The sequence below is a fragment of the Pseudomonas sp. GW822-FHT04H02 genome, assembly GCF_058800645.1.
The window spans coordinates 297,113-313,611 of sequence record NZ_JBXAMM010000008.1; the positions used below are offsets into that span (position 1 = coordinate 297,113).

A 16,499-nucleotide genomic window follows, 5' to 3' on the forward strand; every position below is an offset into this window, starting at 1 on the left:
CGCTGTCTACAACGATCTAACTTCTTGCGCGCAAGACACGAGGCACAGCATGCAAATCAAACTCGCCAACCCCCGTGGCTTCTGCGCCGGCGTGGACCGGGCGATCGAAATCGTCAATCGCGCCCTGGAAGTCTTCGGGCCGCCGATCTACGTCCGGCATGAAGTGGTGCACAACAAATTTGTCGTCGAAGACCTGCGCAATCGTGGAGCGATCTTCGTCGAAGAGCTGGACCAGGTGCCGGATGATGTCATCGTCATCTTCAGCGCCCACGGTGTTTCCCAGGCGGTGCGCAGCGAGGCTGCAGGTCGTGGCCTCAAAGTGTTCGACGCCACCTGCCCGCTGGTGACCAAGGTGCATATCGAAGTGGCGCGCTACAGCCGCGACGGCCGTGAATGCATCCTGATCGGCCACGCCGGCCACCCCGAGGTCGAAGGCACCATGGGCCAGTACGACGCCAGCAATGGCGGCGCCATCTACCTGGTGGAAGACGAAAAGGATGTGGCCGAATTGCAGGTGCGCAACCCCGAGCGCCTGGCATTCGTGACCCAGACCACCTTGTCCATGGATGACACCAGCCGGGTGATCGATGCCTTGCGCACGCGCTTTCCGGCCATCGGCGGGCCACGCAAGGACGACATCTGCTACGCCACACAGAACCGTCAGGACGCGGTCAAGCAACTGGCCGACGAATGCGACGTGGTGCTGGTGGTCGGCAGCCCCAACAGCTCCAACTCCAACCGCCTGCGCGAGCTGGCCGAACGCATGGCCACCCCGGCCTACCTGATCGACGGTGCCGAAGACCTGCAGCGCAGCTGGTTCGATGGTGTGGAGCGCATCGGCATTACCGCCGGCGCCTCGGCCCCGGAAGTGCTGGTGCGTGGCGTGATCCAGCAACTGCAGGCCTGGGGTGCCACCGGCGCCGATGAGCTGGCCGGCCGCGAAGAAAACATCACCTTCTCCATGCCCAAAGAGCTGCGGGTTCGCTCGCTGCTCTGATCAGCCGACGCCTGCACACAAGGCCTGCTCGGCGTTTTCCCTGCGCAGGCTGACCCTCCCGCTACGTGACAGCACCACTTGATGGCGGCTGTACTCCTGGCCTGCCTGGCAGACATGGAGTGTTCCGGCCTGGAACGCGCCACTGGGCAGCAGCGGATGGCCCAGGGCACTGAAGCGCACGAAGTGCTGCACCGGGCGATTGCCCACGATCAATACCTGCCCACTGCCTTGGCGCTCGATCAGTTGCGGGTTGCGTGCGTCCTGGGCGCCCTTGCCGCTGATATCCAGGATGATCCTCCAGCCCCGGCTCCAGTCGTCCTCCAGACCATGGATCAGGACCGTGCGCTGGTGCAGGATCGCTGCCGCCCGGGCGTTGCGCAGGCCACTGGCGAGCATCTGCGCGGCGTCCTGCTGGCGATTGGAGCGCAGCAGCTCACTCATGGCGCTACCGGAAAGCGGCAGCAGCAGGGCCAGCAGAACCAATGCGGTCAGCAGTTCAATCAGGCTGAAGCCTTTCTCATGCATGGGGTCTCCCTCCCTGGGGACGACGGTTTCACGCAATCCGTGCGTGTTCATTGAGCAAATGGCCAAAGCGCCGGTCTATGTAGGGTCCGGGCGCTTGCCTGTTATAGCCGATGACACTTCCAAGGCCGGCCATGAATTTGCATACAAAGGGTTTCACCTTGCTGGAATTGCTCGTCGCCCTGGCGATCGCGGCCCTTCTTCTGGGCCTGGTGGTGCCAGCCTATCGCACCACCGTGCAGCGAGTGCGTGCCGACACCGAGATCAATCAACTACGTCAGGCCCTGGCTTACGCACGGTTGGAAGCGATCAATCGCCGCCAGAGGGTCGGGATTCGCCCGGCTGCCAAGGACGCTCCCTGGAACGGCGAATTGATGGTGTATGCGGGGCAGGACCCCGGAGGCAATGTATTGCGGGTTGTTCCAGCCATCAGTCCGGGCGCCACCCTGACGCTAACCTCAGATGACCACAGCATCGATTTCAATCGCCTCGGCGGCTTGGCGGCCAGTGATGCGCTGCACATCGTCTATGGACTGGACCAGCAGCGGCGGGTGATCAGTGTCTGTCTCAATGGGCGGGTGATAGCAGCGGAGAACTGCGGATGAACGTGCGGGATGCACAGGGTGGCATGACCCTGATCGAGGTGCTGGTGGCGCTGTTGATACTGGCGGTGGGCCTGCTGGGTGCGGCGGCGGTGCAGATCAAGGCGCTGCAGTACACCGACAGCTCGCGGATGACCACCCAGGCCAGCTTTATCGCCTATGACATGCTCGACCGGATCCGCGCCAACGCCGCCGCCGACTACAGCGTGGCGATACCGGCCGAGGGCAACCCGGGCAATGTGCGGGATCAGGACCTGTACGACTTCGCCGCCAATATCGCGAGCTTCGCCGGCCCCAGCGGCAAGGGCAGCATCAGCGTCAAGCAGCATGTCTACACCATTCGCATCACCTGGGACGACTCCCGTGCCGAAGGCCGGGAGGGCAGCCTGCGTAGCCTGGAGCTCAGCAGCCGGGTTGCAGCGCAACCGGGAGGCTTGCCGTGAACCGGGCCGATAGTGGCTTCGGCCTGGTGGAGATGATGCTGGCACTGGCCTTGAGCCTGGTGCTGGTACTGGGGGTGGCCCAGGTATTCATTGCAGCGAAGAACACCTACCAGAGTCAGAGCGCTGCCGCCTACCTGCAGGAGGATGCTCGCTTTGTCCTGAGCAAGATGCTTCAGGAAATCCGCATGGTGGGGCTGTTCGGTTGCCTGCGGACCATCAGTGATGCCAGCACGGCACGGGAGTTCTCGCACTATGCGGCGACGCCGATCCAATGGGACAACGCCGAGCAGAAACTGACCCTGATCACCGCCGATGTCGGGGACGATGGCGGTACGCCGACCTGGAGCGTGGTCAGCGACTGCCAGCGCAGCGCCGTAGCCTATTCAGGCGCTCATCGAGGGGCCGGCGCTGAGCAGGTGTTCGCCCTGCGCCGGCTGTTCTACAGCCTGAAGAATCGCCAGTTGCTGCTGGGCAGCGGCCTTGGCAAGCAGCAAGCGGTGCTGCTGGACAACGTCGAAGCCTTTGATGTGAGTTTCGGCATGGCCCGTTCGGCCACCGACATTGCCGCCTCCAGCTACAGTCGCAACCCGTTGGACCCGGAACGGATCCGCAGTGTGCGCTTGCGCCTGACCCTGGTCGACCCCCATGACCGCGTGCGCCCGCAGACCTATAGCGTGGTCGCGGCCCTGCGCAACAGGTTGCCCTGATGACGCGCTTGCGAGGTCGGGTTCCTCTCGGGCAGCGGGGCATGGCGTTGCTGGTCAGCCTGGTGTTCCTGTTGCTGCTGACCCTGATCGGGCTCTCGTCGCTGCAGAACGCCACCCTGCAGGAAAAAATGGCCGCCAGCCTGGCTCTGCACAACCGCGCATTCCAGGCCGCCGAAGCCGCGCTGCGGGTGGGGGAGAGTGCGGTGCAGCAGGATGATTTTCGCTTGCCGGTATGTGCCAGCCCTGCTCAGTGTGCGCCTCCCGCCGAATCAGCGCTGGTCAAGGCTCCTGGAGTCAATGCTGCTTCGGCGGTGCTGTGGATCGCTAGCGGCTCTGGCTTCTACGGGGTGCAGAACCTCGGTGTTTCACAGGATGCGGTGAATGTGCCGAGCAATACTCCAGCCACCTTGTATCGCGTGACCGCTGTCGGTCTGGCCGGGCAATCGCGCAGTGTGCTGGAGAGCATCTATGCCAAGTATTGATCGGGGCATGCGTCGGCCCGGCTGGCGAAGCCTGGGCGCGCTGCTGCTGAGCCTGTTGCCGGTGCCTCTGGCCATGGCGTTCAACCCTGCCAGCACCCCGCTTCTTGGTGCCGCGGCGGTGGCGCCGAACGTGATGCTGGTGCTGGATGACTCCCTGGGCATGAACAGCATTGTCCATGCCCGGGAGTTCGATCCGCTGCTCGCCCGGGCTGCGGTCTGGCGCTGTGCCGGAGTGGGGGGCGAGTGTGCTCGGGGTGAGCGACTTGCAGGCCAGGCGATTGCCTTGTCCAGCCTCGGCGAGTCGGGGTGCCGGGCAGGCTTTCACAGCTTCCATGATCCCGAGCGTGGGGTGCGCTGCCTGAAGCTGCCGGACCCGGTTGGGGCTGGAAATACGCTGTACTCCGCGGACTACCTGTCCTGGCTACTGGCGCAGGCCAAGGGACGGGAGCGAGACTTCACTGACGGTTCCATTCCCAACGACTACCGGATGAATGTGGCTCGGCGGCTGGCCACGGCCCTGGTTACCCGGTATCGCTGGCTGCGCCTGGGGTTGGCCACCTTCAACCCGCCGGCCCCGGGTGATCCGGGCCCTGGGGGTTACATTGCCCGTCCCATCAGCGACCTGTCGGCCATTGAAGGCGCTGTGAGCCCGGCCCAGGCCGAGGCCAATTACCAGGCCCTGCTGGCGACAATCAACGGCCTCAAGGCCGGCGGTCATACGCCGTTGGCGGAAACCTACTACGAGATCACCCGCTACCTGCGCGGCATGGTGCCGTACTACAACCTTTCACCGGCGCTCTACAGCAGCCCCATTCAATACCGTTGCCAGAAGAACTACGGAGTGGTGATCAGTGCCGGCGCGGCGGATCACGATACTCAGTTCCCGTTCAACGACCCTTTGGGGGCGGGGCGCCTGCCCAACTGGGACGGGATCGGCAACGATGGTGGCGAGCGCGATGGGCAGACTCTATTCCTCGATGACCTGGCCAAGTTCGCCTTCGATATCGACTTGCGTGGCCCAGGAGTGGATGAGGCCGGTAAAAGCTGGGCGGCGGTGGATTTCCCCCGTCAGTACCTGAATACCTTCACGGTGGGTTTCCAGGCCCACAATCCTCTGCTGATGGGTGCTGCGGACTACGGCCAGGGTGAGTATTTCCAGGCCCGCAGCAACCTTGAAGGCGTGCTGGCAGGCGTTCTGGGCGAAGGCGTAGCCAGTGCCGTGACTGCCGGCAGTGGTGTACTGGATGCCGCCAGTGGTCGTTATTACCAGAGCCAGTACGACCCGGTCGATTGGCATGGCACGATCCGCGCCTACGGCATCGACAATCAGGGCCGAGTGGCTGTCGGTTCGCCGTTGTGGAGCAGCGATAGTGGCGTGGATGGTGCCGGCGCGGCGGTAATCCATGAGACCTGGAACACTGCCAGCCGGCGTCCGGTGAGCCTGGCCTACGGCAACTTGTCCACCGCTCAGCGTGGCGAACTTGAGCAGTCGTTGCCTGCAGGTGTCAGTGGCGCCGAACTATTGGACTGGAGCCAGGGCCGCTCCGTGAGCGGGCTCAGGGAGCGCCGCTATCAGTTGGGAGATATCGTCAATTCGCCGCTGGTGCTGGCAACTGCCGGGCAGCGCAGTGCTGTCGATGGGGCTGCCGGGGGCGACTACAGCCGCTACCTGGCACAGAAAGCCACGGCCATGGCGACGCGCTTGTTGGTGAACAGCAATGACGGGTTGTTCAATGTGCTGGACCCGGCCAGCGGTGAGCGCCTCTATGGCTACATGCCCTCCAGCGCGTTGGGCGCCCTGGCGCAGGTCGCCGATCCCGGTTATCGGCGGGGCGAGCGCCATCGCTATCTGGTGGATGGTCCCCTGGCGGTGTTCGATGGGCAGCGGGGCGGTGCCTGGCAAACCCTGGCCCTGGGGGGCGTCGGGGCGGGCGGCAAGAGTTTCTTTGCAGTGCGTCTGTTCGACGCCGTGCACGGCAATACGCCTGGCGCCTTGTGGGAAATCGGCGCTCCTCCCGAGCCGGACCGCAATCATCCTTTCAATGACCTGGGGTATGCCTATGCCCGCCCACAGGTAGCGCGCTTGGCCGATGGTCGCTGGGCGGCCTTCATCGGCAATGGCTACGGCAGCCATTCCGGGGTGGCAGCGCTGTATGTGGTGGACCTGAATGATGGCTCGCTGATTCGCGAGATCGCCATTGACGACCAGCCTGACAATGGCCTGTCGTCCGTCACCCTCAAGGTCAATGCACGCAATGAAGTGCAGGCGGCCTATGCGGGCGACCTCAAGGGGCGACTGTGGAAATTCGAGCTGTCCGGCAACGATAGCGCCAGCTGGCATCTGGCATTTGCCGGGCAGCCCTTGTTCCGCACCGCGGGAGGCGCCAGCCAGCCGATCAGCGCACCGCCGCGCCTGCTCGATCATCCCCGTGGTGGCCAATTGGTGCTGTTCGGTACGGGCAAGCTCAACGAGACCCGGGACAAGCAAAGCCGGGCGCGCCAGGGATTCTATGGCGTGTGGGACGCCGAGGGCGGTCCTGGGGGCATTGGCGAAAGTCAGTTGCAGGTGCAGCACCTTGAGGCCGGGTTCAGCGCGGCGGCCGGCAGTTTCCTGCGCAGCACCCTCAACGAGGTGCGTTATCCGGCGCAGCGCGGCTGGTACCTGCCCCTGGTACAAGGTGGCCTGGCAGCCGGCGAGCGGGTGCTCAACGAGGCGACCCTGGTGGCCGGCAGGGTGGTGTTCAGCACCCTGCAACTGGAGCCCGACGACCCTTGTTCGAGTGCCGGCAGTGGGAAATTGATCGAGCTGGAGGCGTTCAGCGGTAAGATGCTCGACGCTGCGGTGCTCGACACCAATGGCGACGGGGTCGTGGATGACCAGGACCAGCCCTCCAGCGGCGTGCGCTACGTCGGCACCGTGCCCAGCCTCGGCGGAGTTGCCAGCAATGGCGCCCGCAAGATCATCAATGACTCCAGGGGTGGCATCAGCACCCTGGTGGAAAGGCCCGGCGGTGGCAGCCGGCGCATCCTGTGGCGACAAATCCAGTAAGCGAGATTCTTGACCATGCGCAGATCCAACCAAGGTTTTACCCTGATCGAAATCATGATCGTGATTGCGATCATCGGTCTGGTCCTTACCTTGAGCCTTCCCAGCATCACCGAATACGTGAAAAAACCGCACCGCAGTGAAATCGCGGTACTGCTTACCGAGCAGGCACAGCAGCTTGAACGGCATTTCTCCAAGGCTGGGGTCTACAGCAACGCCCCGGACCTGAGCGCCGGCAATGAGTACTACAGCATTGCCGCAACCCTGACCGACACCGGCTTCTCCCTGACCGCGACCCCGAAGGACGATGGGCTGATGGCGGCGGACAAGTGCGGCAGTTTCAGCATCGACCAGACCGGCGCGACCCGCATCAGCGGCCAGGCCGAAGGGCTGACCGCCAAGGATTGCTGGGGGCGCTGAGCACCTGATTCGGGCCGCAGCGCCCACTGTCTTTCTCATGATTGGATCGGACTATGGCTAAGCAACAGCAAGTGCTGGTGGTGGGCGGCGGGGTGATCGGCCTGCTCACCGCCTTCAATCTGGCGTCCCAGGGCCAGCAGGTACGGCTTCTGGAACGTTCGGACCTGGGGCGTGAATCGTCCTGGGCCGGTGGTGGGATCGTCTCGCCGCTTTACCCCTGGCGCTACAACCCGGCGGTCACTGCCCTGGCGCACTGGTCGCAGGATTTCTACCCACAACTGGCCCAGCAACTGTTCAGTGCCACCGGTGTCGACCCGCAGGTGCATGTCACCGGCCTCTACTGGTTGGACCTGGAGGATGAAGCCCAGGCCCTGGAGTGGGCCAAGCGTGAAGGCCGGCCGCTGAGTGCTGTGGATATCTCGGCGGTGCATGACGCGGTGCCGGTGCTGGGCAATGGTTATCAACAGGCGATCTACATGGCCGATGTGGCCAACGTGCGCAACCCGCGCCTGGTCAAATCCCTGAAGGCGGCGTTACAGGCGTTGCCTAATGTGCAAATCGATGAGCAATGCACCGTCAGTGGTTTTATCCGCGAAGGCCAGCAAGTGGTGGGGGTCGATAGCTCGCTGGGCCAGGTTCGCGCTGATCAGGTGGTGCTCTGCGCCGGGGCCTGGAGTGGCGAACTGCTGGGCAGCCTGGGCCTGGAACTGCCGGTGGAGCCGGTGAAGGGGCAGATGATCCTCTACAAGTGTGCTGCCGACTTTCTGTCCTGCATGGTCCTGGCCAAGGGGCGCTATGCCATCCCGCGGCGCGATGGCCACATTCTGGTGGGCAGCACTCTGGAGTATGAAGGTTTCGACAAGACCCCGACCGTTTCGGCCCTGGAGAGCCTCAAGGCCTCCGCGGTCGAGCTGATTCCCGCACTGGCCGAGGCCGAGGTGGTCGGGCACTGGGCCGGGCTGCGCCCGGGCTCTCCGGAAGGCATTCCCTACATCGGGCCGGTTCCGGGCTTTGCAGGCCTGTGGCTCAACTGCGGGCACTACCGCAATGGCCTGGTGTTGGCGCCGGCCTCCTGCCAGCTGTTCTGCGACCTGCTGCTGGGGAACCCGCCGATCATCGACCCGGCGCCTTATGCGCCTGAAGGTCGGATCTAGTCCAGCCCGAGCTTCTTCATGCGGTAACGCATCGAACGAAACGACAGGCTCAGCCGCCGGGCCGCCGCCGTGCGGTTCCAGCGGGTTTCCTCCAGGGCCTGGAGCAGCAGCTGGCGCTCCACCTGTTGCAGGTGCAGCGCCAGGTCTAGCTGGGTGGCCGCCGCCGATGATCGGGCTTCAAGGCTGTCGGCTCTGGGCAACTGCAGGTCGTCTGTTTCTATCCAGCGTCCTTCGCATAGGGTCTGCGCCCGTTCCAGCAGGTTTTCCAGCTCTCGCACGTTGCCCGGAAAGTCATAGCGCTCCAGGGCTTGCAGGGCTTCGGGACGTAGCTGGACGGCAGGCTGGCCGCTGTCCCTGGCCAGGCGCTGCAGGACGTGCCCGGCCAGTGCGGGGATGTCGCCACGGCGCTCGCGCAACGCCGGGACTCGCAACTCGATGACGTTCAGGCGGTAGTAGAGGTCCTGGCGAAAGCGTCCGGTCTCTACCTCGTTTTTCAGGTCCTTGTGGGTGGCACAGAGAATCCGCACGTCGACGGATTTTTCCTGTTGGCTGCCTACAGGGCGCACGGATTTTTCCTGCAAGGCTCGCAGCAGTTTTACTTGCATGGCCAGGGGCAGGTCGGCGACCTCATCAAGAAACAGTGTGCCGCCGTGGGCGGCCAGAAATAGCCCGGGCTGATCGCTGACGGCGCCACTGAAGCTGCCTTTGCAATGGCCGAAGAGTTCACTCTCCATCAATTCGGAAGGAATCGCCCCGCAGTTGACCGGGACGAACGGGTATCGGGCCCTGGGGCCAAGCTGGTGGAGCAGACGGGCGACCCGTTCCTTGCCACTGCCGGATTCACCGCTGATATAGACCGCCGCCAGGCTGTGGGCCAGCTTGTCGATGTGGCGACGCAGGGCATTCATGGGCGCCGAGTCTCCCAGCAATTGCCGGGCTGGGTCCTCCGTTGCGCAGTCCGTGGCCTGCTTCAGGCTGGCACCTACCCAAGCGCGCAGTTGCTTGAGGTCCAGAGGCTTGTGCAGCAACTGGCAGGCTCCGGCCTGCAGGGCGCCCGCGCTGGCCTGTGCACAGGCGCCGTTGCTTAGCAGCGCCACAGGAAGGTTGGGGTGGGACTGGCGGATGTGCCGCAGCAGCTCCAGCCCGCTGCCGTCCGGTAGCTGCAGGTCGGTCAGGCACAGGTCAAAGCGCTCACGGGCCAGGCGGCCACGGGCTTCCTGCAGGGTGCGCGCACTTTGGGTGTGCAAGCGCATTCGGCCCAGAGTGATCTCCACAAGGGCGCGGGTTTCCGTGGCGTCATCGACCACCAGCACCGATTGCCGTGGGTTCATGGCAGCTGCAGTTTTCATCCGTGAGTGAGGAGCGGGCAACAGTGCTCGCCCGATGGGCGTGAACTCAAGTCTAGGCCCGACGGGGTAGCGGCGCAGGGGATGGGCCACTGGTCATCCTGCCGGGCGTCCTGAAGGTGCGCGTCGTCGGGACGTTGTGGTGCCCGTGGATGGGGGGCTACAGCGCTCTGCCCGAGAGCGAAACGGCGAGTGGGCGCCCACAGGCTATTTTGTCGCCAATTGTTCGGCCGGGGTTGGCACTTGGGCCTTCCCGTTCCTGAGTAGAGGTTCGAAGCCTGGGAGAGGCGAGGGAGGAAGGGGGCGACGAGCCGGTTCATGCGCTGACCAAGGCCTGGAATAGTCCGTGTCAGACGCCATTTTTCGCCCCCGAGTTCCTTGCCTCGGGTATCCGCAGTGGGCCTGGCGGCTCAGCGGTCCTGGTTTCCCGGCCCTTGTTGCAGGTGTGCCTGGCTGCAGTACCACTGTTGCGACTGGCTCAGGGCCCGGTCCTGGGGCAGGTGCACGCCGCAATGGGCGCAACGCACCATGGGCGTAGTGGCCGGTTCATTGGGGGAGCGAGGGGCGGCGGCAGGACGCTTGAACTTGCGCCAGAACCATACCGCGGCGGCAATCAGAGCGATCCAGAACAGTAGACGAACCATGGCAACCAGCTTTTTGAAGGGGGAGGGGGCAGTTTAGCCAAGCGCCCGTCGGGCGCACAGGCCCATCAATGCGCGGGCATAAAAAAGGGAGACTTCAAGTCTCCCTTTCCGGCCTGCGGGGTGATCAGTCGAACACGCCGAAGGTCATGTAGCTGAACCAGGAACGGTCGCTATTGTTGTTGCCGGCAGCCTCGTGCTCTTCTTCCTCGACCACGTCGCCGTTGCTGTCTTTAGGCTTGAGCTCGGACGGAATGGCGTCCTTGGCATCCTGGTACTGCTTCATCACGTCCTGGTTGGCGCGGGTTTCTCCCGGCGGCAGCGGTGGACGGGACTCGATCAGGCCCAGGGTGGCCTTGCTCAGCCAGGAACGGTTGTCGGCCTCAGCCACGCGTGGCACGAACTGACCGTCCACCAGGCTTGGGTGGTTGGGGTAGTTGAGCTTGAGAGTTTCCAGGCTGGTGGCAGCCAGTTCATCCAGGTGCAGGCGCTGGTAGGCCTCGGTCATCACCGCCAGGCCGTCGCCGACCGATGGGGTTTCCTGGAAGTTCTCCACTACGTAGCGGCCACGGTTGGCGGCGGCGACATAGGCCTGGCGGGTCAGGTAATAGTCGGCTACGTGGATCTCGTAGGCAGCCAGCAGGTTGCGCAGGTAGATCATGCGCTGCTTGGCGTCCGGCGCGTAGCGGCTGTTGGGGAAGCGGCTGGTCAGCTGGGCGAACTCGTTGTAGGAGTCGCGGGCGGCACCCGGGTCACGCTTGGTCATGTCCAGCGGCAGGAAGCGCGCCAGCAGGCCGACGTCCTGGTCGAACGAGGTCAGGCCCTTGAGGTAGTAGGCGTAGTCCACGTTCGGGTGCTGGGGGTGCAGGCGAATGAAGCGCTCGGCGGCGGACTTGGCGGCCTCCGGCTCGGCATTCTTGTAGTTGGCGTAGATCAGCTCGAGCTGTGCCTGATCGGCGTAGCGACCAAAGGGATAGCGCGATTCCAGGGCCTTGAGCTTGGCAGTGGCGCTGGTATAGCTGTGGTTGTCCAGGTCGGTCTGCGCCTGCTGGTACAACTCGACTTCGCTCAGGTTTTCGTCAACGACTTCCTTCGATGAGCAAGCAGCGGTCAGTGCGAGGATGGCGATCAGCAGCAGGTGTTTCACTTGCATGGCGGCTTGCGTCCCTATGACGGCCGCTGTCTTGGGCGGGGCCGTCCTGTTATGATGAGCGCCCCGTTGAAAGCCTCGGGGCAAAAGACGCCGTATTTAACCACAAGCGCGCAGCCGAAACCAAAGGCTGTGCCGACGCCCAGTCCGAGCATGTCCGATAAAATTGAACTTCGCGCAGAGGTGCCGTCCGAACTGGGCGGTCAACGCCTCGATCAAGTCGCCGCCCAACTATTCGCTGAGCATTCGCGCTCGCGCCTTTCCGCCTGGATCAAGGACGGCCGCCTGACTGTGGACGGAGCGGTCATCCGCCCGCGGGACATCGTGCACGGCGGCTCCATTCTTGAGCTGACTGCCGAGCAGGAGGCCCAGGGCGAGTGGATCGCCCAGGATATCGAGCTGGATATCGTCTATGAAGATGACGACATCCTGGTGATCAACAAGCCTGCGGGCCTGGTGGTGCACCCGGCTGCCGGCCATGCCGACGGCACCCTGCTCAATGCCCTGCTGCATCACATCCCGGACATTATCAATGTGCCGCGGGCCGGTATCGTCCACCGCCTGGACAAGGACACCACAGGACTGATGGTGGTGGCCAAGACCATCCAGGCGCAGACCCAACTGGTGGCCCAGCTGCAAAGCCGCAGTGTCAGCCGCATCTATGAATGCATCGTGATCGGCGTGGTAACCGCCGGGGGCAAGATCAACGCTCCGATCGGCCGTCATGGCCAGCAGCGCCAGCGCATGGCGGTGATGGAGGGCGGCAAGCAGGCCGTCAGCCACTACCGGGTCCTGGAACGTTTCCGTTCCCACACCCATGTGCGGGTCAAGCTGGAAACCGGTCGTACCCACCAGATCCGGGTGCACATGGCCCACATCAACTTCCCGCTGGTGGGGGATCCAGCCTACGGCGGCCGCTTCCGCATTCCGCCGGCGGCGAGCCAGACCATGGTCGACTCGCTGAAGAACTTCCCGCGCCAGGCCCTGCATGCACGCTTCCTGGAGCTGGATCATCCGACCACCGGTATCCGCATGAGCTGGGAATCGCCGCTGCCGGACGATTTCGTCTGGCTGCTGTCGCTGCTCAAGCAGGACCGTGAGGCGTTCATCGGATGAATGACTGGCTGATTCCCGACTGGCCCGCGCCGGCCGGAGTCAAAGCCTGTACTACCACCCGCGCTGGCGGCGTCAGCCTGACGCCGTTCGACAGCCTTAACCTGGGCGACCATGTCGACGATCAGCCGCAAGCAGTGGCCGAGAATCGCCGTCGCCTGAGCGAACACTTCGGCATCGCCCCGGCCTGGCTGCAACAGGTGCACGGGGTGGCCGTGGCCCACGCCGACCCTTCCATGGTCGCGACCGCGGACGCCAGTTGGTCCGCCACCCCGGGCGTTGCCTGTGCGGTGATGACGGCCGACTGCCTGCCGGCACTGTTCTGCAACCGTGCCGGAACCCGAGTCGCCGCGGCCCATGCCGGCTGGCGCGGGTTGGCGGCGGGCGTGCTGGAAGCCACCCTCGACAGCCTGCATACGCCCTGCGCCGAGGTGCTGGTGTGGCTGGGGCCGGCCATTGGCCCGCAGCGCTTTGAAGTGGGGCCCGAGGTGCGTGAAGCCTTCGTCGCCCAGTTGCCGGCAGCCGAGCAGGCCTTTGTGCCGAGCGCCAATGCCGGGCGCTTCATGGCCGATATCTATCAGCTGGCGCGCCTGCGACTGGCTGCCTGTGGTGTGACTGCCGTGTACGGTGGCGGCTACTGCACCGTCAGCGATCCCCGCTTCTTTTCCTACCGGCGCAGCCCGCGCACCGGGCGTTTTGCCTCCCTTATCTGGCTTGAGCGCTAGACTAATCTGACTTGTGTCAAGCTGCTGACGCTTGAATCTCCCAGAATCGACCGCATCTAGTGAAACATCTGGCAGGTTTCTCTATTTAGGTGTGTCCATCGCTCCGGCCTGCTCAAAAGGAAGGTGACTAATGCGTATAGACCGATTAACCAGCAAATTGCAGCTGGCCTTATCCGATTCTCAATCTCTGGCGGTTGGCCTCGATCATCCGGCCATTGAACCGGCGCACCTGATGCAGGCGCTGCTGGAACAGCAGGGCGGCTCGATCAAGCCTCTGCTGATGCAGGTGGGCTTCGACGTCAACAGCCTGCGCAAGGAACTGAGCAAAGAGCTCGACCAGCTGCCGAAAATCCAGAACCCCACTGGCGACGTCAACATGTCCCAGGATCTGGCGCGCCTGCTCAACCAGGCCGACCGCCTGGCGCAGCAGAAAGGCGACCAGTTCATCTCCAGCGAGCTGGTGCTGCTGGCCGCCATGGATGAGAACAGCAAACTCGGCAAATTGTTGCTGGGCCAGGGCGTGAGCAAGAAAGCCCTGGAGAACGCCATCAACAACCTGCGTGGCGGTGAGGCGGTGAATGACGCCAACGTCGAAGAGTCGCGCCAGGCCCTGGACAAGTACACCGTCGACCTGACCAAGCGCGCCGAAGACGGCAAGCTTGATCCGGTAATCGGCCGTGACGACGAAATTCGCCGGACCATCCAGGTGCTGCAACGCCGGACCAAGAACAACCCGGTGCTGATTGGTGAACCAGGCGTGGGTAAGACCGCCATCGCCGAAGGCCTGGCCCAGCGGATCATCAACGGCGAAGTGCCCGATGGCCTCAAAGGCAAGCGCTTGCTGTCCCTGGACATGGGCGCCTTGATCGCCGGTGCCAAATACCGTGGCGAGTTCGAAGAACGCCTGAAGTCTTTGCTTAATGAACTGTCGAAGCAGGAAGGGCAGATCATCCTGTTCATCGATGAGCTGCACACCATGGTCGGCGCTGGTAAAGGCGAAGGCTCGATGGATGCGGGCAATATGCTCAAGCCGGCCCTGGCCCGTGGCGAGCTGCACTGCGTGGGCGCCACCACGCTCAACGAATACCGCCAATATATAGAGAAGGACGCAGCCCTCGAGCGGCGCTTCCAGAAAGTGTTGGTGGATGAACCGAGCGAGGAAGACACCATTGCTATCCTGCGCGGCCTGAAAGAGCGCTATGAGGTGCACCACAAGGTGGCGATCACCGACGGCGCGATCATTGCCGCGGCCAAGCTCAGCCATCGTTACATCACTGACCGGCAACTGCCGGACAAGGCCATCGACCTGATCGACGAGGCCGCCAGCCGCATCCGCATGGAGATCGACTCCAAGCCGGAAGTGCTGGACCGTCTGGAGCGGCGCCTGATTCAGCTCAAGGTCGAATCCCAGGCCCTGAAGAAAGAAGACGACGAGGCCGCGATCAAGCGCCTGGAAAAACTCCAGGAAGAGATTGTCCGCCTGGAGCGTGAATACGCTGACCTGGAAGAAGTCTGGACCTCGGAGAAAGCCGAAGTGCAGGGTTCTGCGCAGATCCAGCAGAAGATCGAGCAGTCGCGCCAGGAACTGGAAGCGGCGCGTCGTAAAGGCGATCTCAATCGCATGGCCGAGCTGCAGTACGGGGTGATTCCGGACCTGGAGCGCAGCCTGCAGATGGTCGACCAGCACGGCCACAGCGAGAACCAGTTGCTGCGCAGCAAGGTTACCGAGGAAGAGATTGCCGAAGTGGTGTCCAAGTGGACCGGCATTCCAGTGTCGAAAATGCTAGAAGGCGAGCGCGACAAGCTGCTGAAGATGGAAAGCCTGCTGCACGAGCGGGTGATTGGCCAGAACGAAGCCGTGGTGGCGGTGGCCAACGCTGTGCGCCGTTCCCGAGCCGGGTTGTCCGACCCGAACCGGCCCAGCGGTTCGTTCATGTTCCTCGGCCCGACCGGCGTGGGTAAGACCGAACTGTGCAAGGCCCTGGCGGAATTCCTCTTCGATACCGAAGAGGCCATGGTGCGGATCGACATGTCCGAGTTCATGGAGAAACATTCCGTGGCTCGCCTGATCGGTGCGCCACCAGGCTATGTCGGTTATGAAGAGGGCGGTTACCTGACCGAAGCCGTGCGTCGCAAGCCGTACTCGGTGATTCTTCTGGACGAAGTCGAGAAGGCGCACCCGGATGTGTTCAACATCCTGCTGCAGGTCCTGGAAGATGGCCGTCTGACGGACAGCCACGGGCGTACCGTGGATTTTCGCAATACGGTGATCGTCATGACCTCCAACCTGGGGTCGGCGCAGATCCAGGAGCTGGTAGGGGATCGCGAGGCACAACGTGCGGCGGTGATGGACGCGGTGTCCACCCACTTCCGGCCGGAGTTCATCAACCGGGTCGACGAAGTGGTGATCTTCGAGCCTCTGGCACGGGATCAGATCGCCGGCATCACGCAGATCCAGTTGGGTCGCCTGCGCAGTCGCCTGGCGGAGCGCGAGCTGAGCCTGGAACTGAGCGACGAGGCCTTGGACAAGCTGATCGCTGTGGGTTACGACCCGGTGTATGGCGCACGGCCGCTGAAACGGGCCATCCAGCGCTGGATCGAGAACCCGTTGGCGCAGTTGATCCTCTCCGGCGGTTTCCTGCCGGGAGCTACGGTTACCGCCTCGGTGCAGGACGACGAAATCGTCTTCGCCTGATCACTGATCGGTGGGTTTATAGAGGAGGCCTCGCATTGCGAGGCCTTTTTTTTCACTAGGGCGTTGAACTGTAAGGAAAAGGCTTGTAAAGTGCGCCCCGCAGTCAGTCACCCCCGAGGTTTTTTCTGATCAAGAAGAAACCGGCAATGAAGTCGCAAATCATTGTCTTAAAAGCAATTTAAGGGGTTGACAGGGGTTTTTAAGATTGTAAAATAGCGCGCCTCAGAGACATGAACGTAGCGATACGAACAAGTCGAAGAGGATGAAGTAAAAAGTTGTAACTTGAAATATGTAGTTCCGTGATAGCTCAGTCGGTAGAGCAAATGACTGTTAATCATTGGGTCCCAGGTTCGAGTCCTGGTCACGGAGCCAATTTCAAACCGGGGTATAGCGCAGTCCGGTAGCGCGCCTGCTTTGGGAGCAGGATGTCAGGAGTTCGAATCCCCTTACCCCGAC

The 16,499-nt window shown here is 63.3% G+C and carries 15 protein-coding genes and 2 tRNA genes; 13 read left to right on the plus strand and 4 right to left on the minus strand.

Annotated elements, in window-relative coordinates; genetic code table 11:
• Nucleotides 1-49 precede the first annotated feature (49 nt).
• The gene (gene ispH / locus AC1RMG_RS29570) at nt 50-997 is read left to right on the plus strand and encodes a 4-hydroxy-3-methylbut-2-enyl diphosphate reductase (RefSeq protein ID WP_011063546.1); all 948 of its coding nucleotides are present in this window, start codon (nt 50-52) and stop codon (nt 995-997) included.
• Here ispH and AC1RMG_RS29575 read toward each other — a convergent pair whose 3' ends face one another.
• Nucleotides 998-1,522, minus strand: a complete 525-nt coding sequence (locus AC1RMG_RS29575; protein ID WP_236203390.1) for a GspH/FimT family protein — start codon at nt 1,520-1,522, stop codon at nt 998-1,000. It lies immediately after the preceding gene.
• A gap of 131 nt (nt 1,523-1,653) precedes the next feature.
• Here AC1RMG_RS29575 and AC1RMG_RS29580 point away from each other — a divergent pair, with 131 nt between their 5' ends.
• The 7 genes from AC1RMG_RS29580 to thiO are packed head-to-tail and all read left to right on the plus strand — an operon-like array spanning nt 1,654 to nt 8,373.
• Nucleotides 1,654-2,124, plus strand: a complete 471-nt coding sequence (locus tag AC1RMG_RS29580; protein WP_011063545.1) for a GspH/FimT family pseudopilin — start codon at nt 1,654-1,656, stop codon at nt 2,122-2,124.
• On the plus strand, nt 2,121-2,564 hold the full coding sequence (gene pilV, locus AC1RMG_RS29585) for a type IV pilus modification protein PilV (RefSeq protein WP_210671178.1): 444 nt from the start codon (nt 2,121-2,123) through the stop codon (nt 2,562-2,564). Before AC1RMG_RS29580 ends, pilV begins: the two co-directional genes overlap by 4 nt.
• The gene (locus AC1RMG_RS29590; RefSeq protein ID WP_015637087.1) at nt 2,561-3,271 is read left to right on the plus strand and encodes a PilW family protein; all 711 of its coding nucleotides are present in this window, start codon (nt 2,561-2,563) and stop codon (nt 3,269-3,271) included. Before pilV ends, AC1RMG_RS29590 begins: the two co-directional genes overlap by 4 nt.
• Nucleotides 3,271-3,753 (plus strand): pilus assembly PilX family protein, encoded by a 483-nt coding sequence (locus tag AC1RMG_RS29595; RefSeq protein WP_233447094.1) that lies wholly within the window; start codon nt 3,271-3,273, stop codon nt 3,751-3,753. The genes AC1RMG_RS29590 and AC1RMG_RS29595 overlap by 1 nt, the downstream gene beginning before the upstream one ends.
• Nucleotides 3,740-6,802: a pilus assembly protein gene (locus AC1RMG_RS29600; protein WP_493170858.1), complete on the plus strand. Its 3,063-nt coding sequence runs from the start codon at nt 3,740-3,742 to the stop codon at nt 6,800-6,802. Before AC1RMG_RS29595 ends, AC1RMG_RS29600 begins: the two co-directional genes overlap by 14 nt.
• Nucleotides 6,803-6,817: 15 nt before the next feature.
• Nucleotides 6,818-7,219 carry a type IV pilin protein gene (locus AC1RMG_RS29605; RefSeq protein WP_015637084.1) on the plus strand — a complete coding sequence of 134 codons (402 nt, stop codon included), beginning with the start codon at nt 6,818-6,820 and terminating at the stop codon, nt 7,217-7,219.
• 53 nt (nt 7,220-7,272) lie between these two features.
• The gene (gene thiO / locus AC1RMG_RS29610) at nt 7,273-8,373 is read left to right on the plus strand and encodes a glycine oxidase ThiO (protein WP_125063598.1); all 1,101 of its coding nucleotides are present in this window, start codon (nt 7,273-7,275) and stop codon (nt 8,371-8,373) included.
• Here thiO and AC1RMG_RS29615 read toward each other — a convergent pair.
• The 3 genes from AC1RMG_RS29615 to AC1RMG_RS29625 all read right to left on the minus strand — a co-directional run bounded on the left by AC1RMG_RS29615 (nt 8,370) and on the right by AC1RMG_RS29625 (nt 11,513).
• Entirely contained in the window at nt 8,370-9,704 is a 1,335-nt protein-coding gene (locus AC1RMG_RS29615) for a sigma-54-dependent transcriptional regulator (protein ID WP_019094003.1), read from the minus strand. The two genes, thiO and AC1RMG_RS29615, sit on opposite strands and share 4 nt — an antisense overlap.
• Nucleotides 9,705-10,129: 425 nt before the next feature.
• On the minus strand, nt 10,130-10,363 hold the full coding sequence (locus tag AC1RMG_RS29620; protein WP_125063600.1) for a PP0621 family protein: 234 nt from the start codon (nt 10,361-10,363) through the stop codon (nt 10,130-10,132).
• A gap of 124 nt (nt 10,364-10,487) precedes the next feature.
• The gene (locus AC1RMG_RS29625; RefSeq protein ID WP_011063536.1) at nt 10,488-11,513 is read right to left on the minus strand and encodes an outer membrane protein assembly factor BamD; all 1,026 of its coding nucleotides are present in this window, start codon (nt 11,511-11,513) and stop codon (nt 10,488-10,490) included.
• A 150-nt stretch (nt 11,514-11,663) separates the two neighbouring features.
• Here AC1RMG_RS29625 and rluD point away from each other — a divergent pair, with 150 nt between their 5' ends.
• The 5 genes from rluD to AC1RMG_RS29650 all read left to right on the plus strand — a co-directional run bounded on the left by rluD (nt 11,664) and on the right by AC1RMG_RS29650 (nt 16,498).
• A complete protein-coding gene (gene rluD, locus AC1RMG_RS29630) occupies nt 11,664-12,626 on the plus strand; it encodes a 23S rRNA pseudouridine(1911/1915/1917) synthase RluD (RefSeq protein ID WP_011063535.1) in 963 nt (320 codons plus the stop codon).
• Nucleotides 12,623-13,348: a peptidoglycan editing factor PgeF gene (pgeF, locus tag AC1RMG_RS29635; RefSeq protein WP_123577383.1), complete on the plus strand. Its 726-nt coding sequence runs from the start codon at nt 12,623-12,625 to the stop codon at nt 13,346-13,348. The genes rluD and pgeF overlap by 4 nt, the downstream gene beginning before the upstream one ends.
• 130 nt (nt 13,349-13,478) lie before the next feature.
• Entirely contained in the window at nt 13,479-16,043 is a 2,565-nt protein-coding gene (clpB, locus tag AC1RMG_RS29640; protein ID WP_011063533.1) for an ATP-dependent chaperone ClpB, read from the plus strand.
• Between the two features lie 296 nt (nt 16,044-16,339).
• Nucleotides 16,340-16,415, plus strand: a tRNA-Asn gene (locus AC1RMG_RS29645).
• 9 nt (nt 16,416-16,424) lie between these two features.
• Nucleotides 16,425-16,498 (plus strand) — tRNA-Pro (locus tag AC1RMG_RS29650).
• Nucleotide 16,499: the final 1 nt, after the last annotated feature.